This is a genomic window from Sodalis sp. RH19 (genome assembly GCF_047324215.1).
Taxonomy (GTDB): Bacteria; Pseudomonadota; Gammaproteobacteria; order Enterobacterales; family Enterobacteriaceae; genus Acerihabitans.
In genome coordinates this window covers 5,033,876-5,052,011 of sequence record NZ_CP178734.1, presented here as the reverse complement: position 1 = coordinate 5,052,011, position 18,136 = coordinate 5,033,876, and the positions used below count along the sequence as shown (strand labels likewise).

Annotated in this window: 15 protein-coding genes and 1 pseudogene; 4 read left to right on the top strand and 12 right to left on the bottom strand. The window is 58.3% G+C overall.

Annotation, left to right across the window (positions count from 1 at the left end):
• Window positions 1–361 precede the first annotated feature (361 nt).
• Window positions 362–1,464: pseudogene (gene asd, locus ACL2XF_RS22665) on the bottom strand (aspartate-semialdehyde dehydrogenase).
• A gap of 75 nt (window positions 1,465–1,539) precedes the next feature.
• Between asd and ACL2XF_RS22660 the strand changes: the two are divergent.
• Both ACL2XF_RS22660 and ACL2XF_RS22655 read left to right on the top strand, forming a co-directional pair.
• Window positions 1,540–1,677: a hypothetical protein gene (locus ACL2XF_RS22660; RefSeq protein ID WP_410013197.1), complete on the top strand. Its 138-nt coding sequence runs from the start codon at window positions 1,540–1,542 to the stop codon at window positions 1,675–1,677.
• Window positions 1,674–2,267 (top strand): YhgN family NAAT transporter, encoded by a 594-nt coding sequence (locus tag ACL2XF_RS22655; RefSeq protein ID WP_410013196.1) that lies wholly within the window; start codon window positions 1,674–1,676, stop codon window positions 2,265–2,267. Before ACL2XF_RS22660 ends, ACL2XF_RS22655 begins: the two co-directional genes overlap by 4 nt.
• A gap of 91 nt (window positions 2,268–2,358) precedes the next feature.
• Here ACL2XF_RS22655 and gntT read toward each other — a convergent pair whose 3' ends face one another.
• From gntT to pldB, 5 genes are all read right to left on the bottom strand, one after another.
• Window positions 2,359–3,678: a gluconate transporter gene (gntT, locus tag ACL2XF_RS22650; RefSeq protein WP_410013195.1), complete on the bottom strand. Its 1,320-nt coding sequence runs from the start codon at window positions 3,676–3,678 to the stop codon at window positions 2,359–2,361.
• Window positions 3,679–3,963: 285 nt separating this feature from the next.
• Window positions 3,964–4,959 (bottom strand): gluconate operon transcriptional repressor GntR, encoded by a 996-nt coding sequence (gene gntR, locus ACL2XF_RS22645; RefSeq protein WP_410016706.1) that lies wholly within the window; start codon window positions 4,957–4,959, stop codon window positions 3,964–3,966.
• A 320-nt stretch (window positions 4,960–5,279) separates the two neighbouring features.
• The gene (locus ACL2XF_RS22640; RefSeq protein ID WP_410013194.1) at window positions 5,280–5,975 is read right to left on the bottom strand and encodes a pirin family protein; all 696 of its coding nucleotides are present in this window, start codon (window positions 5,973–5,975) and stop codon (window positions 5,280–5,282) included.
• A 198-nt stretch (window positions 5,976–6,173) separates the two neighbouring features.
• Window positions 6,174–6,971, bottom strand: coding sequence for a sugar/pyridoxal phosphate phosphatase YigL (gene yigL, locus ACL2XF_RS22635; protein ID WP_413721589.1), 798 nt, complete (start codon window positions 6,969–6,971; stop codon window positions 6,174–6,176).
• A gap of 9 nt (window positions 6,972–6,980) precedes the next feature.
• The gene (gene pldB, locus ACL2XF_RS22630; protein ID WP_410013192.1) at window positions 6,981–8,015 is read right to left on the bottom strand and encodes a lysophospholipase L2; all 1,035 of its coding nucleotides are present in this window, start codon (window positions 8,013–8,015) and stop codon (window positions 6,981–6,983) included.
• A gap of 149 nt (window positions 8,016–8,164) precedes the next feature.
• On the opposite strand from pldB, the gene rhtB reads away from it, so the two are divergent.
• Window positions 8,165–8,782 carry a homoserine/homoserine lactone efflux protein gene (rhtB, locus tag ACL2XF_RS22625; protein ID WP_410013191.1) on the top strand — a complete coding sequence of 206 codons (618 nt, stop codon included), beginning with the start codon at window positions 8,165–8,167 and terminating at the stop codon, window positions 8,780–8,782.
• Here the strand turns inward: rhtB and rhtC are convergent.
• The 3 genes from rhtC to pldA all read right to left on the bottom strand — a co-directional run bounded on the left by rhtC (window position 8,769) and on the right by pldA (window position 12,300).
• Entirely contained in the window at window positions 8,769–9,392 is a 624-nt protein-coding gene (gene rhtC / locus ACL2XF_RS22620; protein WP_410013190.1) for a threonine export protein RhtC, read from the bottom strand. The genes rhtB and rhtC overlap by 14 nt on opposite strands.
• A 141-nt stretch (window positions 9,393–9,533) precedes the next feature.
• Window positions 9,534–11,366, bottom strand: coding sequence for an ATP-dependent DNA helicase RecQ (gene recQ / locus ACL2XF_RS22615; protein WP_410013189.1), 1,833 nt, complete (start codon window positions 11,364–11,366; stop codon window positions 9,534–9,536).
• 64 nt (window positions 11,367–11,430) lie between these two features.
• Entirely contained in the window at window positions 11,431–12,300 is an 870-nt protein-coding gene (gene pldA / locus ACL2XF_RS22610; protein WP_410013188.1) for a phospholipase A, read from the bottom strand.
• 268 nt (window positions 12,301–12,568) lie between these two features.
• On the opposite strand from pldA, the gene rarD reads away from it, so the two are divergent.
• Window positions 12,569–13,510: an EamA family transporter RarD gene (gene rarD / locus ACL2XF_RS22605; RefSeq protein ID WP_413727579.1), complete on the top strand. Its 942-nt coding sequence runs from the start codon at window positions 12,569–12,571 to the stop codon at window positions 13,508–13,510.
• On the opposite strand, the gene ACL2XF_RS22600 is transcribed toward rarD, so the two are convergent.
• From ACL2XF_RS22600 to uvrD, 3 genes are all read right to left on the bottom strand, one after another.
• A complete protein-coding gene (locus tag ACL2XF_RS22600; protein ID WP_410013186.1) occupies window positions 13,448–14,503 on the bottom strand; it encodes an AbrB family transcriptional regulator in 1,056 nt (351 codons plus the stop codon). The two genes, rarD and ACL2XF_RS22600, sit on opposite strands and share 63 nt — an antisense overlap.
• A 127-nt stretch (window positions 14,504–14,630) precedes the next feature.
• Window positions 14,631–15,581, bottom strand: coding sequence for a magnesium/cobalt transporter CorA (gene corA, locus ACL2XF_RS22595; protein WP_410013185.1), 951 nt, complete (start codon window positions 15,579–15,581; stop codon window positions 14,631–14,633).
• A 378-nt stretch (window positions 15,582–15,959) separates the two neighbouring features.
• A complete protein-coding gene (gene uvrD / locus ACL2XF_RS22590; protein ID WP_410013184.1) occupies window positions 15,960–18,122 on the bottom strand; it encodes a DNA helicase II in 2,163 nt (720 codons plus the stop codon).
• Window positions 18,123–18,136 lie beyond the last annotated feature (14 nt).

Genomic DNA, 18,136 nt, shown 5'->3' with positions numbered 1-18,136 from the left:
CGGCGGGACCGGCGCGGGTGCATAAAACGGTGCAGAGATTCGGGGTAGTATTGATTACATCTTATGCGCAATCATAGATCTCACAATAATAAGCATAGACAAAGGTTTAAAAGAAAGAATAACCTTAGCTGATGAAAATTTTAATTATCTAATAAGCTATTGAAATACTTTGAGTTAGAAAAAAAGATTCTTATATTAATCAGAGAAATATGAAATAGTGTCTTTGCACAAAAGTTAAAAAAGTGAAATTTTGTCGCTCACTTATTTTTAACTTCGCTCAAGCGGCGCAAGGAAATAGGGGAGGCAATCGCGGCCCATCCGTCGCGAAACGGACGGGCTTTGTCGGCAGGGTCGTATCAGGTCAGGCCAGTAAGCGCAGCATGCGCCGCAATGGTTCCGCCGCACCCCATAACAATTGATCGCCCACGGTAAACGCCGACAGATATTCCGGCCCCATGTTCAGTTTACGCAACCGCCCGACCGGCGTTTTCAGGGTGCCGGTGACGGCGGCCGGCGTTAATTCCCGCATCGACAGCTCGCGATCGTTGGGCACCACATGCACCCAGTCATTATGGGTGGCAAGGATTTGCTCGATTTCCGGCAGGCCGACATCGCGTTTAAGCTTAATGGTAAACGCCTGGCTGTGGCAGCGCAGCGCGCCGACGCGCACGCACAGGCCATCCACCGGAATGACCCGGCGGGTATTGAGGATCTTATTGGTTTCGGCCTGGCCCTTCCACTCTTCACGGCTCTGGCCGTTGTCCAGCTGTTTGTCGATCCAGGGGATCAGGCTGCCGGCCAGCGGCACGCCGAAGTTATCGACAGGCAGGGTGCCGCTGCGGGTTAGCGTCGTCACTTTACGCTCGATATCCAGAATGGCCGAGGCCGGATCCTGCAACTCTTTCGCCACTTCATTATACAACTGGCCCATTTGCGCCAGCAGCTGCGCATATGGCGCGCCCCGCCGCCGGAAGCGGCCTGGTAGGTGGCGACGGACACCCAGTCCACCAAATCCTGGGCGAACAGGCCGCCAAGCGACATCAACATCAGACTGACGGTGCAGTTGCCGCCGACAAAGGCCTTGACGCCGTCGTTCAGGCCCTGCTGGATCACCGCCTGGTTTACCGGGTCGAGAATGATAATGGCGTCATCCTGCATACGCAGCGAGGACGCCGCGTCGATCCAGTATCCCTGCCAGCCGATTTCCTTAAGCTTAGGGTAGATTTCGTTGGTATAATCGCCGCCCTGGCAGGTGACGATAATATCCAGGGCGCTCAGGGCGTCCAGGGAATAGGCATCCTGCAACGTCCCTTGCTGCCCGCCGAATACCGGCGCGGCCTGGCCTGGCTGGGAAGTTGAGAAGAATACCGGACGGATGGCGTCAAAATCGCGTTCTTCATTCATGCGTTGCATGAGCACCGAACCGACCATACCGCGCCAGCCAATAAAACCAACGTTTTTCATGTTAACTGTCCTGCCTTGGAGGGTGACAAAGGATATTCTGGCGTCAGCCGCGGCAAAAAACACGCCGGCTATACAATGACCACCTTACAAAATGTGGCCGAACAGCTGCAAGCGAAATTAATCGATAAGGAAAAGTTTTTCAGCAGTGACGCTAATAATCATCCCGGCTGGAGGAGTCAGGGGAAAAAACGGAAAAAAAAGAGGCAAAAATGACTGAAATGATTTCGGCAACCGTATTGCTGTTTTTAATAATGGATCCGCTGGGCAATTTACCGATTTTTATGTCGGTATTAAAACACCTTGAACCGAAACGGCGCCGCGCGATCGTGATCCGCGAGCTGTTAATCGCATTATTGCTGATGCTGCTGTTTTTGTTTGCCGGTGAAAAGATCCTCTCTTTTCTTAACCTGCGTTCGGAAACCGTGTCTATCTCCGGCGGCATCATTATGTTCCTGATTGCCATTAAAATGATTTTCCCGTCGCAAGAGGGCAACAGCAGCGGATTGCCGGCCGGCGAAGAGCCGTTCCTGGTGCCGCTGGCCATTCCGCTGGTGGCCGGGCCCTCGATTCTGGCCACCCTGATGCTGTTATCCCACCAGTATCCGCACCAGATTAATCATCTGGTGGTGGCATTGCTGATAGCCTGGGGCATGTCGGTGTTTATCCTGATGCAATCGTCGCTGTTTATACGGCTGCTGGGCGACAAAGGCGTCAACGCATTGGAAAGATTGATGGGGCTGCTGCTGGTGATGCTGTCCACGCAAATGTTCCTGGACGGCGTGCGGGTCTATTTGCGCAGTTGACGACGTGGCCGCCGGCATAAAAACAGGGGCGCGTGATGCGCCCCTGCGATTGCTGATATCCCCCGCAGCGGCATGCCGCGGGCGGTATGGGTTAAGAAATGGCCATATTCATCAGCAGGCAACCTATCAGGCCGCAGACCGAAATAATGGTTTCCAGCGCCGACCAGGATTTGATGGTTTCCAGAATGGTCAGGTTGAAATATTCCTTGAACAGCCAGAAGCCCGGATCGTTGACGTGGGAGAAAATGACGCTGCCGGACCCGACGGCGATGACCATCAGTTCGGGGCTGGCGCCGGTGGTGGCGATCAGCGGCGCGGCGATGCCGCCGGCGGTGATGGCGGCGACCGTGGCCGAGCCGAGGGCGACACGCAGTACGGCGGCGATGCTCCAGGCCAGCAGTAACGGCGAAATGGTGCTGCCTTCCATCAGCGAGGCAATATAAGTACCGACGCCGCTATCCACCAGAACCTGCTTGAATGCGCCGCCACCGCCGATAATCAGCAGGATCATGGCGATAATCTTGATGGAATCGCTGATGGTGTCCATAACCTGCTGCACGCTGCGGCCACGGTTGATGCCGAAGGTGAAGATGGCGATAAGCACCGAAATCAGGGTTGCCATGATCGGATCGCCAAAGAATTCGGCGTAAGGCAGGATGGGATGCCCGGCGGGCAGCACCATCTCAGCCACGGCGCGCAGCGCCATCAGCACCACGGGGACCAGCGCGGTCCAGACGCTGACCGCGAAGCTCGGCATTTCCTGTTCGGTAAAGATTTTCGGATTGTACAGACCTTCAGGCACCGGCTTATCGATCCCTTTCAGGAACCGGCTGTAGACCGGCCCGGCCAGGATCACCGTGGGCACCGCCAGAATGGCGCCGTACAGCAGGGTCTTGCCCATATCCGCATGGAAAATGGTGGCGATGGCGGTCGGCCCCGGATGCGGCGGCAGGAAACCATGGGTTACCGATAGCGCGGCCGCCATCGGTACGCCGACATACAGCAGCGGAATGCGCGCCGTCGCGGCCAGGCTGAACACCAGCGGCAGCATCAGGACAAAGCCTATCTCATAAAACAGGGCAAAACCCACGGTAAAACCGGTGACCACCACGGCCCACTGGATATTCTGCTTGCCGAATTTATCGATAAGGGTAGTGGCGATACGCTGCGCGCCGCCACAATCCGCCAGCAGCTTACCCAGCATGGCGCCAAAACCGATAATCAGCGCCAGGCTGCCCAAGGTGCCGCCGACACCGTTCTTGATGGATACCAATACCTTGCTGACCGGCATTCCCTCAAGCACGCCGACAATCAGCGCCACCAGAATTAAAGCGATAAAACCATTCAGTTTAAAACGAATCATCAGCAACAGCAGCAACGCCACGCCGATAGCAACGATAAAGAGCGGCATAAAAAGTCCTCAATGGCTTTTTTCCCGGCAAGGATTTGGAATACCTTGCCTTCGAGTAGTTATGCATTTGGGTTAGTGATGTGCAAGTCGGGGATATTCCCCGGCCAACCGTAAGAGCATAGTGTGTATCGTGATGTTACCGGTATCATGATACGGGTAACATCACGATAAGGAATCCACCTGCGGAACTAAATTAACGTTTTGGGAGGTAGATCATAATTATGATGAGATAAAATGACGTAACGATGAACTTCACGGCGCGTGGGGAGACGTTAAGGCGGAAATTCAGATGCTGTCACCTGGCAATAAGGTAAAACCGACGTCCGTTTTTAGCGGATCAACCGTTTCGCCACGCAGGCGGGCCAGGAGTTTTTCGGCGCTCAGGCGGCCCATTTCCTCACGGGGCGTGAGCACGCTGGCGAGCCGCGGCTGCATCGCCTGGCCGACATCGTGACCGTGGAAGCCGGCGATAGCCATATCCTCGGGGATACGCAGCCCCTGGCGCTGGCATTCAAATACCGCGCCGATGGCCAGGTCATCGTTGGTGCAAACGATACTGTCCATGACGGGATATTCACGCTGGGCCTGGCGTAACAGCTCGGCGCCGGTGGAGTAAGAGGACGATTCGGTAATCATGACGCTGTGGGCCCGTAGTCCCTGCTCCGCCATCGCCTGCTCATAACCCCGCTGCTTAATGATGGTGCGCTCATCGAGGCGTGCGCCGAAATACACCACATGCCGGTGCCCGCGCGCAATGATATGCAGGGTCATTTGCCGCGCCGCCTCGAAGTTGTCGAAGCCCACCGCGATATCCAGGCAAGGGGAAACGCTGTCCATGATTTCCACCACCGGGATGCCGGCCACTTCGATCATCTTCAGGGTGCGCGGCGTGTGGGTGCGCTCGGCTAAGATCAGGCCGTCGATGTTATAGCTCAGCAGCGAGGTCAGGCGTAATTCTTCGGTTTCGGGCTGGTAGCCGTAGTGGGCCAGCATGGTCTGGTAGCCGTGGGCGTCGGTGACCGTTTCGATGCCGCGCAGCACTTCGGCGAATACCTGGTTGGTCAGGGAAGGCAGCAGCACGCCGATAGCCCGGCTGGTGGCATTGGAAAGGATATCCGGCGCCCGGTTGGGAATGTAACCCAATTCATCCAGGGAATGGGCTATTTTCAGCTGCAATGCCTCCGATACCAGCGCCGGATTGCGCAAATAGCGGCTGACCGTCATTTTAGTGACGCCGACTTTATCGGCAACGTCCTGAAGTCCCGGTCTTTTTTTCTTGATTGGCGACATGACAGCTCCTACCTGGAATGGACGGAGTTTAGCAAAAAAAAGACGCGGCGAGTATGTTTATCCGGCGGCGCAGTCCCCAGGCATAAAAAAGCGGGCCGTGGCCCGCTTCAGACTGCTGACAAACTCGCCCATAAGCGTGAAGCGGGTATGTTGGGCATGGAGAGTAACGCGTAGCGCGCCAGGGATGGCGCGCCCGAGCCTACATGGACGTATTTACGGCGTCGTTACGAGCTTGTCCGGCATACCCGCTGGCAAGGTTTGGTCATTCAATTCAAGCGGGCCGTGGCCCGCTTGCTGTCACTCATGCGCTATCACACCGGCGGCAGGTCGAATACCAGGATTTCGCTGTCCGGCCCCGCCTTGAGGGTCAGTACGGTTTCGTCCCAAACGGCGAGCGCATCGCTGGCGCCGGCCCGCTGGCCGTTGATATCCAGTTCACCGCGCACCACCTGGATCCAGACACGCCGTCCCGGCGCCACGTCCAGCGTTTCCTGCTGGCCGGCGGGCAACGCCCAGCGCGACAGGGTCATATCCTGGAACACCTTCAGCGAACCCTCGCGCGCATCCGGCGAGAGCACCAGCTGACGGCCCTGCGGGGCATCAAAACGGCGCTGCTCATAACGCGGCGTCAGGCCGGTTTGCTGCGGGATAATCCAGATTTGGTATAAATGCAGCGCCTTATCGTCACGTCCGTTATATTCGGAATGGCGTATCCCGGTGCCGGCGCTCATGATCTGGAATTCCCCGGCATGGATTTGTTCTTTATTACCCATGCTGTCCTGATGTTCCACCGTACCGTCCAGCACATAGGTCAGAATTTCCATATCCTTATGGGGATGGGTACCGAAACCCTGGCCTTGCGCGATGCGGTCTTCGTTAATCACCCGCAGCGCGGAAAAACCCATGAATTTGGCGTCATAATAGTCGGCAAAAGAAAAGGTATGCCAGCTGTCGAGCCACCCATGGTTAGCATGACCGCGATCGTTTGCTGCTCTTAAGTAAATCATGTTCAACTCTCCTCAACGTTTTTTTCTAGTCTAGACTTACGCCGGGAATATAAAAGGGTAAAAATCTCATCGCTCTGTTCAAAAAAACTGAACATAGAGTCTGGCCGCATTCAGCGGTTTTGCGCATGGGGGGGACGGCGGGAATACAGATAAAAAAGCCGGCGTCAGGGCCGGCTTAAAAACGACTGGAAGCAATTTTCACAAAAACATGTTGCGCAGAAAGCGCGGCACCGATTCATCGGCGTTGGTGCCGATGATCTCCAGCTCCGGCAGCAGATCTTTCAGGCGCTGCTGCGAATTTTTCATGATGCAGCCCTTGCCGGCCATGGCAAGCATTTCTTTATCATTCATGCCGTCGCCAAACGAAATACAGTCGGATAAGGCAAACCCCAGCGTTTTCGCCACCTGATCCAACGCATGCCCCTTGGAGACGCCGCCGGCCATCACTTCCAGGCATACCGGCAACGAAAAACTGACGTTGACCCGATCTCCCCAGCGCGCATTCAGCGCATTTTCCAGCGCCACCAGCCGTTCATGGTTGTCGCTGGTGTAATACACCTTGCAGATACCGTCGGTAGGCAGCATCCCCGGTTCGAACAGTTGGTAGTTAAATTCGGACTCGCGGAAAAAGTCCTGTTGATCTAACCGGTTACGATTCATATACCAGTCATCGCGGCGATAGACGTTGGTGAGGATTTCCGGATCGTCGTGCACCAGGCCGAACAGATCGGCGGCGATATCTTCGTCCACGTCATGGGCAAAAATCATCTCGCCGTCAGGACTATGTACCCGCGCGCCGTTGGAGGTGATCATATAGGCTGAAATACCGAGGCCGTCGCGAATTTGGGAAACATCAATATGATGACGGCCGGTGGCAAAGACAAAGTTGATGCCCCGGGCGGTCAGCAGTTGCAAGGTTTCCTTGGTGTAAGGTTTGAGAGTATGGTCCGGCGCAAGCAGGGTACCGTCAAGATCGGAAGCAACAACGTAATACATAAGCCTTTATTAAACCTCTGGTGTTATCGGCGGTTGATCACCGCCGGGAATAAAGTGATCGCGGCTAAAAAACGCGACAATTTTCTCCAGCGCCTCGGCGCGCAGGCTGTCTTTTTCAAACAGGATTTCATGTCTGGCGCCTTCGATCCTGACCGGTTTATTTTCCGCGCACGGATGTCCCGCCGCCGCCATGGCCTGGCAAAAAATATCGTGGCTGCGGTTATCGACAATCCGGTCTTCCCCGGCCTGCAGCAGCAATACCGGGGTGGTGATGGCGGCGGCCTTGGCCAGCACGTCATGACCCGCCAACACCCCTTCCCTGACCCAATGATAGGTCGGTCCGCCGACCCGCAATTCAGGATCGTCGGCGTAAAAACGCAAACTGCGCCGATAGCGCTGGCCGCTGTGCGTCAGCATATTGAGCATAAACGGCATGGGCCGCCACTGACCGGTGCCGATGGCATAATAATCGCGCATGGCCGGGCGCTGCTCGGTCCACTCCAGGATTTGCCAGGCCAGCCAGTGCGGCATCGGCAGGCGGATGCCGAACATGGGCGCGCAGAGCACCGCGGCGTCGCAGGCGTCCGGCATTGCCGCCAGAAACAGGGCCAGAATCGCCCCGCCCATGGAATGCGCCAGGGCAAAACGGCGTTTATAGCGCCCGGGAGCCACATACTGCTGCCAGAACTGGGTAAAATCGCTGACGTAATCGCCAAACTGCAGCACATGCCCGCGGTGGGTATCTTCGAGCAGGCGGCCGGAACGCCCCTGGCCGCGGTGATCGATAATCATCACGTCGTAGCCGCAGTGAAAAAGATCGTAGGCCACCTCAGGGTATTTTACGTAGCTTTCAATACGCCCGGTGCTGATGACGATGACTTTATCGTGCCGGGGCGAGCGCAGACGGACAAAGCGAATCGGCATGCCCTGCGCCCCGACAAACTCGCCCTCTTCCCGTTGATGCCAGAAATCCAGTAACGGACCGGTGGAAAAGGCGGCAAACTGTTGTTCGCGGTTTAACCATTTTTTTTTATGTACCGACACCACCTGCGCTACTCCTGGCACTGGCAAAACACGGGGCAGTTGAGACTGTCCTGCGCGCTGGAAAATCATTGCCGTCCTGGCGGGGAAAAGGCTACTCTACCCTATCGACATAGTGTGACATAAAAATAACATTTCAGGGAGCGCAATTAATGACCTGGGACTGGTGGTTGACCTATCTGCTCACGACCACCCTGTTGAGCCTGTCGCCCGGCTCAGGGGCGATTAACACCATGAGCACCGGCATCAGCCACGGTTATCGCGGCGCGGCGGCGTCCATCGCCGGCCTGCAGGTCGGGCTGGCCACGCATATCGTGCTGGTGGGCATCGGATTGGGGGCATTGTTCGCCCATTCGCTGTTGGCGTTTGAAATCCTGAAATGGCTGGGGGTGGCTTACCTGGTCTGGCTCGGCATCCAGCAATGGCGTGCCGCCGGCAGTTTCAGCCTGGACGTGTCGGGGGCCGCCCTGCTGTCCAGACGCCGGTTATTTCAACGGGCGGTTTTCGTTAACCTGACCAACCCGAAAAGCATCGTCTTCCTGGCCGCGCTGTTCCCGCAGTTCGTGCTGCCGCACCAACCGCAGGCATCCCAGTACCTGGTGCTCGGCGTCACCACCCTGGCGGTGGATACTATCGTGATGATTGGCTACGCGACCCTGGCGACCCGCCTGGCGCATTGGCTTAAGGGGCCGCGCCAGCTGCGGCGTCTTAACCGCACCTTTGGGTCGCTGTTTATCATGGTCGGCGCGCTGCTGGCTAGCGCGAAATAATCAGGCTGATGCCGAAGCCGGCAAAAAACACGCCCGCTACGCCGTCAATCCAGCGCGCCAGGCGCTGGTAGCCGCGGCGCATGGCCGGTAAGGCAAACACCACCGCCACGATGCTGAACCACATCAGGGTTTCGGCGATGATCAGGATAAATAAGCCCCAGCGCGCCCCGGCCGGCACATCATCGCCGACAAACAGGGAGAACACGCTGCCGAAATAGATCACCGCCTTGGGATTAGCCAGATTGGTCAGCAGGCCGCGCACAAAGGTGCGGCCGGAACGTAGTAACGCGGCGGCCGGATGGCCGCCCGCCTGCGGCGCGGCCGGACGCCGGGCCGCGCGCAGCAGCTGCCACCCCATCCAGCACAGGTAAAGCCCGCCGCCGACGGTGATAAGGCTGTGCAGCCACTTCATCTTCATCAGCAGCAGGTGCAGGCCCATCAGCGCCACGGCGGCCCATACCGCCACGCCCAGGCTAATGCCCAGCACGCCCATCATGGCGTCGCGGCGCGAACGGCTGGCCGCGGTCTGGGAGATAAAGAAAAAATCCGGACCCGGGCTCATCAGGGCAATCAAATGCACCATGGCCACGGTAACAAATAAAATTAACATCGGTGGACGCTCCTGGTAACGGTTGCCGCCCCGGCAACCGGTTCACGGCTTGCATAAAATCCTTGGCTAACGCTGGTCCCGCTTCACCCCGGCCGCCGCGCCGGACGCGGATAACGGCATGCGGCTGTGCACGGCCGGCCCCTATAGGGGGTCGTCATCAACCAGGTGTTCGCGGATCATGGTAAGGAACGGCATACCGAAGCGATCGAGTTTACGATTGCCGACACCGTTCACCCGCAGCATGTCCCCGGGCGTCACCGGCAGTTGTTCGGCCATTTCCAGCAGCGTCGCGTCGTTAAATACCACGTACGGCGGCACGTTGGCCTCATCCGCCAGGGATTTGCGCAGCTTGCGCAGCTTGGCGAACAGCTGGCGGTCATAATTGCCGCCGTAGGTTTTCGGCGCGGTGCTGCGCGCCTTAAGGTTGGGCAGCCGCGGCTCGGCCAGCATCAGCGGCACTTCGCCGCGTAACACCGGACGCGCCGACTCGGTCAGCTGCAGCGCCGAATGCTGGGTAATGTTCTGGCTGACCAGCCCAAGATGGATAAGCTGGCGCAGCACGCTGACCCAGTGCTCGTTGGTGCGGTCGCGGCCGATGCCGTACACCGGCAGTTTATCATGGGCGTAGTCGCGGATACGCTGGCTATTGGCGCCGCGCAATACTTCGACGATATACCCCATGCCGAAACGCTGGCCCACCCGATAAATACAGGACAACGCCTTGCGCGCTTCCTCCAGCCCATCGTAGCGCTTGGGAGGATCGAGGCAAATATCGCAGTTGCCGCAGGGCTGTTGGCGCCCCTCGCCAAAATAATTCAGCAACACCAGGCGGCGACAGGTCTGCGCCTCAGCGAACGCGCCCATGGCGTTAAGCTTATGGCGCTCGATATCCTGCTGCTCGCCGGGGGCCTTTTCTTCCAGGCACCGGCGCAGCCAGGCCATATCCGCCGGATCGTAAAACAAAATGGCCTCGGCGGGCAAGCCGTCGCGGCCGGCGCGGCCGGTTTCCTGGTAATAGGACTCGATATTGCGCGGGATATCAAAATGCAGCACAAACCGCACGTTGGGCTTGTTGATGCCCATGCCGAAGGCGACGGTCGCCACCACCACCTGCAAATCGTCGCGCTGGAATGCTTCCTGCACCTGCCCGCGCCGGTCATTGCTCAGGCCGGCATGATAAGCGTCGGCGCTGACCCCGCGGCTTTGCAGGCGCGCGCTGACGTCCTCCACCTTGGCGCGGCTGTTGCAATAGATAATGCCGCACTTGCCGCGCTGGCCCTGCACATAGTGCCAAAGCTGCTCGAAGGGTTTATATTTTTCCACCAGGGTATAGCGGATATTGGGGCGATCGAAACTGCTGATTTGGATTAGCGGGTCGCGCAGGTCCAGCAGGCGCACAATATCAAGACGGGTGGTTTCGTCGGCCGTGGCGGTGAGCGCGATAAACGGCAGGCCGGGGAAATGCCGCTTGATTTGCCCCAGGGTGCGGTATTCCGGGCGAAAATCATGCCCCCACTGCGAGATGCAGTGCGCTTCGTCCACCGCAATCATCGCCGGATGCCACGTGAGCAGCTGCTCCAGCATATTGTCCATCATCAGGCGTTCCGGCGCGATATAGAGCAGCTTGATGCGGCCATCGCGGCAGCCGGTCATCACTTCATGCTGCTGTTCGCGGGTTTGCGTTGAATTCAGGCATCCCGCGGCCACGCCGTAGGCCAGCAGTTGATCCACCTGATCCTTCATCAGGGAAATCAGGGGCGACACCACGATAGTCAACCCGTCCATCACCAGCGCCGGAATCTGGTAGCACAAGGATTTGCCGCCGCCGGTCGGCATGACCGCCAGGCAATCCCTGCCGCTCATCACGGCGTTGATCAGCGCTTGCTGACCCGGGCGGAACTGCTGGTAGCCGAAGGTATCATGCAGTATCTGCTCCGCCAGCGCTTCCCGATCTATTACAGCCACCGTTGACACATCTTCCCCAATTTATTACGTTCATGCGCCGGACATTCCGGCGCCTGTAAGGATACCTGCCGGCTTACATAAAGTCGTTAAGCATAAAACCGACCCCGACGCGGGTTTGCCGGTGATCATAATCGATGAGCGACTCGCCGTACCCGCTGAATACCTGGGTATAAAAGCGCACATGGCGGGAAATGGGATAACTCCAGCCCAGTTGGCCGCTGCCGTAGCCGCTGTTCCAGTTGTAGTGGCTTTCAACGCTGAACACGCTTTCACCCCACGCATAGCCTATCTTGAGCCGATAATAACCCAAATACTTGGTGATATCAGGGTTGTCATCGGTGCTACCGAAGGTAAACCAGGGCTTCACTTCCACCTGCCAGTTGCCGTTTTGCGCCATCAGGCGGGTGTAGGCGCGGTCCCAGCTGCGCGAGGTGGGGTCGGATCTGCCGTTGGACTGATGATTGACGCCGACTTCGATATCGCGCAGGGTCCAGCCGGCAAAATCATAATCCGTTGCCCAGCCGAGGAACAGCTGGGGTTCATAATTCGTTTCACGAAACGGCGACGATTCGTCGGTATTGGACGTCTGCCAAAAGGAATGCTGGGTATAGGACGCGCCCAATACGGAATTATCCCCGGCGATGCCGCGCCACAGCGGGAAGCCCAGGCTCAGCTGGAAGTCCAGTTCGTCGCGGCGGGCGCCATCGGCCCAGTCATAGGATTTAATGGCTTCTTTGTTAATATCGCTGGTATAGGTGTACATGACGAAATTGCTTTCATACGGATACAGCACAAAAGCATTATCATGCTCCTGCAGCATATTAGCGATAATACTGCCCCTGACAGCCGGCGCGTCGTGGATTTTAACCACCGTCGCTTCTTGTGCATTCGCAAACGTCGTTGATCCTAAAAAGAAAACAGCGGCTCCCAACAGCTTACGCATATATTTTTCTCCGAAGTGCGCAATGTAAGAATGCATAAAACCCATGCAAGCGGATCATTTTACACACTATCAACTATTTCTTTTAGCGAATTACACACTATTCGTACATGCATGTAAGCGATCGCTTGCACTTAAAATCCTATGGCTGCCGCCTGCGGCGCCATATCAACGCCTGCGCCGCGGGAAGGCGCCGGCGATGATCCGCAGGTGAATAAGTCATAACTTTCGCTTATACTGGCCAGCTTATTTTTGCTAACCAGGTTAACCCATGAATGAAACATCCACGCGCCAGGGCGTGCTATGCGCGCTGGGCGCGTATCTTATCTGGGGGTTGGCGCCGGCGTATTTCAAACTGATCCAACAAGTTCCCGCCACGGAAATCCTTACCCACCGCATTATCTGGTCGGTTTTTTTTATGCTGGCGTTGCTGACCCTGTGCCGTAAATGGCGGCAGGTGCGCGAGGTATGCCGCCGACCCAAGGCGCTGCTGCTGCTGGGCGTGACGTCATTGCTGGTGGGCAGCAATTGGCTGCTGTATATCTGGGCGGTTAATCATCACCATATGCTGGAAGCCAGCCTGGGCTATTTTATCAATCCGCTGGTCAATATATTGCTGGGGATGGTATTTCTCGGCGAGCGCTTTCGCAAATTGCAGTGGCTGGCGGTAGGCCTGGCCATCTGCGGCGTGCTGATACAGCTGTGGAAATTCGGCTCGCTGCCCTGGATTGCCCTGGGCCTGGCCTTCAGCTTTGCGTTTTACGGCCTGCTGCGCAAAAAACTGGGCGTCGACCCGCAGACCGGCATGCTGATCGAAACGCTCTGGCTGCTGCCGGCGGGCGCCTGGTATCTCTTTATCTTCGCCGACAGCCCCACCAGCCATTTGAGCGCCAATCCGTGGCAGCTCAATATGCTGCTGGTGGCGGCGGGCATTATCACCACCATACCGCTGCTGCTGTTTGCCGCCGCCGCCAACAATCTGCGCCTCTCGACGCTGGGCTTTTTCCAGTATCTCGGCCCGACGCTGATGTTCCTGCTGGCGGTGGTGTTTTACGGCGAAGCCATGACGGAGGACAAGCTGTTCGCCTTTGGATTTATCTGGCTGGCGCTGGCGGTGTTTATCTTTGACGCGGCGCTCACGCAGCAAAAATCACGTCATGGGCGGCACGGCATGGCGGGAGATAAAGCGCGCCATGGCCGGGCCGATCAATAAAATCGAGAACAGCCGCAGGCTTTGCATCGCCATGACAAAACCGATATCGGCGTGGCTGCCCGCGGCGATAATCGCCACGGTATCCAGCCCGCCGGGGCTGGTGGCGAGATAGGCGGTGAGCAGATCCACCGGCAGCACCAGCGTCAGCACCCAGGCCATAAACCCGCATAACAGAATTAATCCCACGATGGACGCCACCATCTGCGGCAGCGTTTTTAACGCCAGCATCACAATGGCGGGGGTAAAGCGTAGCCCGACGGTCCAGCCGATAAACGCATAGGCCAGCGCCAACAGCCATTCAGGCACCTGCATCGTCAGCGTGCCGGTGATGTGCAGGGCGGCGCCGGCCAGCATAGGAATCAGCAGCGCGCCGGCGGGAATATGCAGTTTCCGCCCCAGCCAGGCGCCGGCGACGGCAATGGCCAGGGTGGCGGCAAAACGGTAATCGAGCGCCGGAAACCATATTACGTCCGCCGCCGCGACACCCTGTTCCCCCATGCTGATATGCGCCACCAGGGCCGCCGCCGCCGCCACAAACAGCACGCGCAGATACTGCATGAACGCCACCAGCCGCACATCCGCGCCGAACTCCCCCGCCATGGCCACCATGGCCGACGCCCCGCCCGGAGACGCGCCCCAGGCCCCGGTAGGGCCAGGCAGGCTGCTAAACCGCACCAGAAGCCAGCCCGACAGGCCGCTGGCCAACAGGGTCAGCGCCAGCACAATCAGCACCAGCAGCCAGTCGGAAATGAGGACATGCAGGATCGTGGGGGAGAGGGTCAGGGCTATCATGCAGCCCAGAACCGCCTGGCAGCCGACAAAAATGCGCGGGGGAATATCAATGGTGGCGCCGCAGAGCGCCATGACCACCCCCACCAGCATCGGTCCCATCAGCAGGGCGGCCGGGAAGTGGAAATATTGCAGGGTAAATCCCAGGGACAGCGAGCAAAACAGCAACACGGCCCATTGGGCGGTAAGCGGCAAATGTTTCATCGGCAACGTTCGCAACGTTTATCAGGTGCGCTAAAGCAGGATGTTTTAGCCAGGCCATCCTGTTTTATCATATTCGCCCGGCGGGGCAATCATTTATCGTACAATAATATCCGTTGAACCGCCGCCGCTATAGCCAGTTCTTGCGCTTAAAGTAGAGGTAAGGCGCCAGTCCCGCCAGGATCATCAGACCGATGGCGCCGGGATAACCAAACGACCATTTCAGCTCGGGCATAAAGGTGAAATTCATGCCGTAGCTGGAGGCCACCAGGGTAGGCGGCAGGAACACCACCGAGACCACCGAGAAAATTTTGATAATGCGGTTTTGCTCGATATTGATAAACCCCATCGCCGCCTGCATCAGGAAGTTCACCTTCTGGAACAGCGATTCGTTATGGGGCAGCAGGGACTCGATATCGCGCAGGATTTCCCGCGCCTGCTCCAGCTGTCCCGACGGCAGCCGCGCCTTGCGCACCAGGAAGTTGAGGGCGCGCTGGGTATCCATAAGGCACAACCGTACCTTCCAGCCGACGTCTTCCAGCTCCGCCAGGGTGGAAAGCGCCTCGTCGTACTCGTCGCCCTGGTGCCCTTCCATAATAACCAGGCTCAAAGCTTCCAGGTCGCTGTAGATATTTTCTATTTCGTCGGCCAACTGCTCGATTTTCGTTTCAAACAGATCCAGCAGCAGCTCGTAGGCGTTGCCGTCGGTAAGCCGCTGGCTGCGGGCGCGCATGCGGTAGAGGCGGAATGCGGGCAGCTCCCGCTCGCGCAGGGTATAGAGGCGCCCGTCGCGGATGGTGAACGCCACGGTGGCGTTGCCGGCGTGATCTTCGGCGTCCTCGTAAAAAAAGAAGGAGTGGATATGCAGCCCGTCTTCGTCTTCGAAAAAACGCGCCGACGCCTCGATATCCTCCAGGTCCAGCCGGGTCGCCAGGCTTTGGCCCAGCTCATCCTGCACCCGGTCCCGCTCATCGTTGCCGGGTTCAATCAGATCCACCCAGACGGAATCAGCTAACCTGTCGGCTTCATCCAGCTCAAGGCGGGACAAGCGATTGTGATCCAATTTAAACGCGTTAAGCATACGCCATAGCTTCCTTAGCGGTGACAATCGGGAAACGCATTAGAAAGCAGAAACCGGGGGTGAGAATGTCACCGGCAAGTTTCAGACCATCACAGATCTGACTCAGAGCGACACATAAACGCGGGTCGCTGACAACCACTGAGGCCATCAGCAATAGGGATAGCCTTAGTGGGTGTACCTGATAAACAGATTAACGAGCCAGTATCTACTGGGGGCGTCCAAGGCGTAATCCTCTAATCATAATAGTGCGCGCATGTTACGCCGAGATGAAAAAGACTGTCAATACGCAAGCGGCGCAAAACTGTATATTTCGCGTACGATCGGCTGATTTAATCAGTAACCGCGCGTGAACGGACCCGTTAGCCGAAACCAGGGGGATTATACCGTTTCCAGGCGGGCGTAAGCCGCCACCAGCCACTTGATGCCCTGACCCTGGAAGGCAATCTGCAACCGGCTGTGCTCGCCGGTGCCCTCGAGGTTTATCACCGTGCCTTCGCCGAACTTGGGATGGCGCACCCGCTGCCCCAGCGTAAATCCGCTGTCGTTTTCACTGACCGGGGTACCCATGCGCTGATGGTTGGCCGGCCGGGTGACGCTTGCGCGCAGCCGCACCTCCTCGATACATTCCTCGGGCAGTTCGCCGACAAATCGCGAGGGCCGGTGAAAGGCCTCCTTGCCGTACAGCCGGCGGGTTTCCGCGTAGGTGATGGTCAGCTTTTCCATGGCGCGGGTGACGCCCACATAGGCCAGGCGGCGCTCTTCCTCCAGCCGACCACCCTCGTCCAGGGACATTTGGCTTGGGAACATGCCCTCCTCCATGCCGACGATAAACACCTGGCGGAATTCCAGCCCCTTGGCGGAATGCAGGGTCATCAGCTGCACCGCGTCCTGGTTGGCATGGGCCTGTCCTTCCCCCGCCTCCAGGGCGGCGTGGGATAAAAACGCCTGCAGCGGCATCAAATCCTGGTCTTCATCCTGGTAGCTGTACTGCCGCGTGGCGGTCACCAGTTCCTCCAGGTTTTCGATGCGCGCCTGGCCCTTCTCGCCCTTTTCCTGCTCATACATGATCCACAGGCCCGAGTTCCTGATCACCCGGTCCGTTTGCACATGCAGCGGCAGGTCGACCGTTTCCTCCGCCAGGGCATCCACCAGTTCGACAAAGCGCTGCATGGCCGACGCGGCGCGCCCGGCCAGCACCCGATCGCGCAATAACTCGCGGGTTGCCTGCCAGAGGGTCAGTTGCCGATCCCGGGCCGCCTGGCGCACGACGTCCAGCGTACGGTCGCCGATGCCGCGCGTCGGGGTGTTGACCACGCGCTCGAACGCCGCGTCGTCATTCCGGTTGGCGATCAGGCGCAGGTAGGCCAGCGCGTCCTTGATTTCCTGGCGTTCAAAAAAGCGCTGGCCGCCGTAAATGCGGTAAGGCATGGCGTTTTGCAACAGCGCCTCTTCCAGCACCCGGGACTGGGCGTTGCTGCGATAGAGGATAGCGCTGTCGCTAAGCGCATTGCCCGTTTCCTGCCAGGTGCGAATGCGGTTGACCACAAAGCGCGCCTCGTCCAGCTCGTTGAACGCGCAGTAAACCGAAATCGGCTCGCCCTCGGCGTCCTCGGTCCAAAGGTTTTTCCCCAGCCGGCCGCCGTTATGGGCGATGAGGGCATTGGCCGCTTTGAGGATATTGCTGGTGGAGCGGTAGTTCTGCTCCAGGCGCACGGTGTGGGCGCCGGGAAAATCATCCAGGAAGCGCTGGATATTCTCCACCTGCGCGCCGCGCCAGCCATAGATTGACTGATCGTCGTCGCCGACAATCATGACGTTGCCGCTATCGCCGGCCAGGAGCCTTATCCAGGCATACTGGATGCGGTTGGTGTCCTGGAATTCGTCCACCAGGATATTGCTGAAGCGTTCGCGGTAGTGCTTGAGAATATGGGGTTTGTTCAGCCACAGCTCGTGGGCGCGCAGCAGCAGTTCGGCAAAATCCACCAGCCCCGCGCGATCGCAGGCTTCCTGGTAGGCCTGGTAGATGCGCAGCCAGGTGGCCTCCACGGGGTTGCCGTAGCTCTCCACATGCTGCGGGCGCAGGCCCTCGTCTTTTTTGCCGCCGATATACCACATGGCCTGGCGCGGCGGCCATTGCTTCTCGTCGATATTGAGCGCGCGGATAATGCGCCTGAGCAGCCGCAGCTGGTCCTCGCTGTCGAGGATCTGGAAATCCTGCGGCAGATTGGCGTCCATATGATGGGCGCGCAGCAGGCGGTGGGCCAGGCCGTGGAAGGTGCCGATCCACATGCCGCCCTGGGCGGTGCCGATCAGATGTTCGATGCGATGGCGCATTTCCGCCGCCGCCTTGTTGGTAAAGGTCACCGACAGGATAGAATAGGGCGAGCAGTTCTCCACCGACAGCAGCCAGGCGATGCGATGCACCAATACCCGCGTTTTGCCGCTGCCGGCGCCCGCCAGGACCAGCAAATTGCCGCGCGGCGCCGCTACGGCTTCGCGCTGTTTGTCGTTCAGGCTGTTGAGCAGATCGGAAACGTCCATAGAAGGCCTTCTTT